This window comes from Desulfobacter sp. (assembly GCF_050177295.1).
Map to the genome: position 1 here is coordinate 4,341 of NZ_JBFXHE010000146.1, position 5,486 is coordinate 9,826.

3 protein-coding genes are annotated in these 5,486 nt (G+C 54.5%); all 3 read right to left on the bottom strand.

Annotated elements, in window-relative coordinates; genetic code table 11:
• Positions 1-2,939: efflux RND transporter permease subunit (locus AB7U36_RS11675; RefSeq protein ID WP_428159948.1), on the bottom strand; the 2,939-nt coding region annotated here is incomplete at its 3' end.
• On the bottom strand, positions 2,939-4,123 hold the full coding sequence (locus AB7U36_RS11680) for an efflux RND transporter periplasmic adaptor subunit (RefSeq protein ID WP_428159949.1): 1,185 nt from the start codon (positions 4,121-4,123) through the stop codon (positions 2,939-2,941). The genes AB7U36_RS11680 and AB7U36_RS11675, both read right to left, overlap by 1 nt.
• A 3-nt stretch (positions 4,124-4,126) precedes the next feature.
• On the bottom strand, positions 4,127-5,486 hold a 1,360-nt coding region (locus tag AB7U36_RS11685), incomplete at its 5' end, for an efflux transporter outer membrane subunit (RefSeq protein ID WP_428159950.1).

The following is a 5,486-nucleotide window of genomic DNA, read 5'->3' on the forward strand; positions in this document are numbered from 1 at the left end:
CCGCAGGTGGTTAACGTGGTCAACAGAATAGGCCTGAAGCGCTGAATCCCTGCAGCCCTGATTGCAGCCGCCACAGGCATCCCCCCGCGTACCAGCCGGTTGGAAAAATCAATGAGTACCAAAGAGTCGTTGACCACCACACCGGACATGGCCACAATGCCGAACAGACTCATAACGGAAAGGGAATATCCCATGATAAGATGGCCGGCCACGGCCCCTATCATTCCGAATGGGATACATAACATAATAATCAACGGCTGAAAATAGCTCTTAAAGGGGATGGCCAGAAGCGCAAAGATACAGAATAACGCCAGAGCCAGACCTTTGACCAGGGCCCCCACGCTCTCTTTGACATCTTCCTGTTTACCCTTGAACCCGTAGGACAGGCCCGGATACAGGGTCACAAGGGACGGCAGGATCTTCTGCTCCATATCCTGGACAATATTTTCAGACAACGACTGCGGGTTGACATTGGCCGTCACCAGAATTTCACGCCGTCCGTTGGTCCGGTTGATCTGTGTGTAGGCCCGGCCCTTGACCGTTTCAATGGCATCCCGAAGCATGATCTCTCCATTGGGGGTATTGAGCACATAATTTTCAAATGCGGTTTCGGAAATACGTTCGCCTTCGGCCAGGCGCACCCGTACCGTAACCTCGTTTCTTCCGCGCTGATTTTTTACGGCCTCAACGCCCTGATAAGCATTCCGGATTTTGACGGCAATGGTTCTCGGGGTCAGCCCCATGCGGTGGCCGGCAGGGGTCAGGGTGATATCGAACTGCCGTTTTCCCTGGGCAGATCCGTCATCAATGTCCGATACCATGGGATATTCAGCCAGATGCCGGGCAAGGTCCTCACCGGCCCGGTTCAGGGTATCCGTATCCCTGTGGCTCAGGGAAACAGTCAGACTTTTACCGGAACCGGGACCGCCCCGGTTCGATTCAAAGGTAATGGTCTCAATGCCTGAAACCACGCCGGTTTTTTCCCGCCAAATCCGGGTCACCTCGGAGGTGGATATCGGACGCACCTCGGGATCGGTCAGATAGATCCTCATTTCGATATGGTTCTCTTCGACCTGGGAAAAAATCCCCGTGGACAAAGCTTCTTTACCATTTTCCGCAACGGTCTTTTCAGCTGATGCCACCAGATGGGATTCCACTTCACGCACCTTGCTTTCAGGCGTGCCATAGGGCAGGTAAATCTCACAGAAGGCGTAATCGGACTCGACCCTGGGAAACGGGACCATACCCATTTTTCCGGATTTTACATATCCGAAGGTGATCAGCAGCAGGGCAAGTCCCAGGGTAACAACCGTATACCGCCAGGAAAGCAGCACAGACATCAGCCGCCCGTACACAGATTTGACAATGGTTTCAAACTGTTCAGAAAACCTTTCCTGCCACGCTTCGAGAACATTGAAAGGAAAAAACAAAGGGCGGTTGCGGTGGCTTAAATGGGCCGGCAGGATAAACAGACTTTCGATCAAAGAGACACCAAACACCGCCGCCACCACCAGAGGCATGGTTTTAAAAATCTTCCCCATTTCACCCGGGATGTACATGATGGGCATAAAGGTGACCATATTGGTGGCTACCGAAAAGAAAACAGGAACAGCAACAGTTTTTGTTCCCTGGGTGGCGGCATCCAGGAACCCCATGCCCTGGCGCCGGCAATAATAGATATTTTCCCCCACCACTATGGCATCGTCCACCACAATGCCCAATGTCACGATAAAGGCAAACATGCTTACCATATTGATGGTGAAATCGGCTGCGGACAAAAAGATAAAGGAGCCTAAAAATGAAACGGGAATACCCATGCTGACCCAGAAGGCCAGACGAATCTCAAGGAACAGGGCAAGACACAAAAATACCAGGGCAAGTCCCATATAGGCGTTACTCAGCAAAAGATCCGCCCTTTGGGTAAAAACCATGGACAAATCCCTGACAATGCTCAAATGAATCCCTTCTGGCAACTCCTCATTAATGCTTTCCAGCATCTTTTTGGTGGCTTGCGCCACCTTGGTGGGCGTCTGTTTTCCCACCCGGTAAACAGCAATGGTAACGGCCCGCTTGCCGTTAAATGAAGCCCAGGACTGCGAATCCTCAAATCCTTCGCTTACTTTGGCGATATCGGACAAAACCAATTGGGAGCCGTCTTCCCGGGTAAGAATAGGCAGTTTTGCATATTGCCGGGCGTAATCTTTCCGGGATTTGATGCGCAGCAGGATATCTCCGCCCCCGGACTTGATGGCGCCGCCGCCCAGTTCCACCGAAGCCGTGAAGACGGCATCCGCCACATCGGACAGGGTCATGCCGTAGCGCCGCAGGGTATTGGTGGAGATCTCCACCAGGATTTCACGCTCCCTGACGCCTTCCAGTTCCACCTGGGTAATTTCAGGATCGGACAAAAACCTGTCCCTGATATCATCGGCAAGATCCCGCATGGTGGTTTCCGGGGCATCCCCGTAAAGGGCCAGACGCACCACTTCCCGCTGCCGGGAGGTAATGGCGATCACCGGATCTTCAGCCTCATCCGGAAAGGTCTCAATCCGGTCGACCTCGCTTTTGATCTCCTGCCACAACCGGGTGACATCAGCACCGTCCAGGGCTTCTATGGTGATCGACGCACGGCCTTCCGAGGCCTGGGAGGTAATTTCATCAATGCCTTCAAGGTCCCGCACCGCCTCTTCCACAGCCAGAATAATACCGGACTCCACCTCTTCGGGGCTGGCCCCGGGATAGGACACCGAAATACTCACCGAATCCATGGAGAATTCGGGGAACACTTCCTGCTTGATGTTAAATGCCATAAAAAGACCACCCACAAGGAAAATCGCCATGAGCAGATTGGCAGCCACGGTGTTGCCGGCCATCCAGGCCATGGCACCTCTTGGACCCTGCCCTGCAGGACCGGAAAAGCCAGGATTGTGTTCAGGCATTACCGGCTCTCCCCCAAAGCAAGGGTCACGGCCATGCCCGAGACAGGCGCGGAAAGATCAGAGCAGACCACAAGATCACCAGGGGAAAGCTCGGACTGGATGAACACCCGATCATTTTCAATCCACACGGGTGCCACCTTACGGATCTCCAGGCGCCCGTCCTTATATATCCACAAACTGGAATCCTCCCGGATCAGGGTCCGGGGCAGGGAAAACACATTGTCAAAAACCTGTCCCTCAATCAGCGCTTCAACGTGATCATCAAGCAGCATGGCAGGACGCCCTTTGGCCGGCCCGATCCCCAAGGGATCATCCACCCGGATAATGACGCCTGCCATGCGGCTTTGCTCGGTTACCGCCCCGGTGGTCCGCACCACACGTCCATCCCATTCCCGGCCCGCATAAAGGGAACGGATACGCACAGGGCTCCCGTTGGTTTCATGCACCCGAATCCGGTCCAGGCGATCCAGAGGCACCTGGACTTCCACCTGGTAGCAGGTCACGTCCACCAGGGTGGCAAGGGCGCCCTGGGCTGCGGTCATAGCACCGGCATCCACCTCTTTGGATCGCACCAGCGCATGGAAGGGGGCAATTATCCGGGTACGTTCCAGGTCGAGGCGGGCGGTTTCAAGGTCGCTTTGAGCACTTGCCACGGCAGCCCCGGCCTGTTCAAGCTGGGGTTTTCTCAACACCAGGCTGGTCTCCTGCACCTCATTGGGCGACATCATGGACATGAGTTTGAGCTCTTCCCTTGCAATCTGCTGCCGCCCCTTTTCAATTTCAAAATCAGCCTGGGCCTGCGCCAAAGCGCTTTGGGCCTTGTTCACGGCCAGCGCATAGTCCGCCGGATCAATCCGGACCATGAGCTGGCCCTTGCGGATTAATCCCCCCTGGACAAATTCCGGGGCCACCTGGATGACCGTGCCGGCCACCTGGGATTTAATCACCACCTCCCGATCCGCCTGAACCGTACCCATGGCCCGGATCTGTGCAGTAACACGGCTGGGATTCACTTTCATGATATCGACCACCGGAGCTGTTTTGACAGCAGGTTTACGTTTGAATTTCACGACTTTTGATTTGTAGTACCAAAAACCGGTAACACCCAGGGCAATCAGGCATACAGGCAGAATAATTTTCAAAAGGGTTACACCCAGGGAGGTCTGTGAAGCAATCCGTTTCATAAATCAGTTGGCTCCGGTATTTTTATCTTGTGCCGGGGGTGCTTTGAAAAACTCACGCCGCCAGCCGGTTGCTTTATAAAGAGCAATTCGTTCTTTGACATAGGTTGCCTGTTCGCTGATGAGCTGACGCTCCAGGCTTTCCATGGAGGCCCAGGCCGCAAGATAGTTCAGATAACTGCTCTGACCGTTCAGGTACTGAACCCGGGCATCCTGCAGGGTCACTTTAACGGCTGCCAGCTGTTGCGCTAAAAGTTCAATGTAGGTTTTCTGCCGGTCAATGGCCACCAGGGCATCCTCCACCTCGCAAATGGCAGTGGCAACGGTTTTAGCGTAGACATTAAGTGCTTCACGAACCATGGCCCGGGTGCGTTCGATTTCGGCTTCGCGCGCCCCGCCGTCCAGCAAAGGGCCAGCCAGGGCAGCGCCCAGGGAGAGTACCCAGTTCTGGAACAGCAGGTCCAGGGAACCGCTGGAAAAAGCGGCCGAGGCAGACAGGGTCAGTTGGGGTAACAAATCTGCCTTGGCCGCCTCCACATCCAGGGCAGCCGCTTTAAGACGCATCCGGGCAGCCTTAATATCGGCCCTGTTTTCGAGCAAATCGGAGGGAATACCGGGCTGGGGGGCCAGAAAACTTTGGGGCAGATCGCCGGTAGAGACGGCCACAGGCGTCCCCGGTGTCCGCCCCAGATACAGGCCCATAACATTCAGCAGTTGCTTTTCTTCTTTTTCAAGCAAAGGCATGGCAGAAAGAACCTGAGCCAGGGCTTCGCGCTGCTGGGAGACATCAAGGGCTGTAGCCTTGCCGTTGATAAAACGCAGCTCCTGCAGTTTTAGTGTCATCCGGTTGGCTTCTATCTGCCGCGCAAGCACTTCCATACGAATCCGAACAGACAGAATATCCACCCAGGTATCTGCAATATCCGTGGACAAGGTCAGCGCCCCATCCTCCAAATCCCGGACCGCAGCAAGGTATTCCAACTCCCTTGCATTCACATCGGCACGATTTTTCCCCCACAGATCCAGGGTATATTCAGCATCCAGGGAAGCGGAATAAGTGTTTTCATGATCCCTGGCGATAGACTGACCCCGGGTTTTAGATTGGGAATAGGTGCGTTCGCCCCCAAGAAAGTAATCAAGAAAAGGACCAGGGTTTGATTTTTCGCTTTTCACATCAGCCAGGGCCTGATCAGCCCGGGCTTTAAGCACCTGCAGATCATAGTTGCCGCCAAGACCTGTTTGAATGAGTTGGCTCAGCTCATCGATACCAAATTGCTGCCACCACCCGCCATCCGGATGTTCTTTGCTGATTGGGGGCGTGTGAACACCTGTATCATAAACATAGGCATCAGGGATATCAACAGGC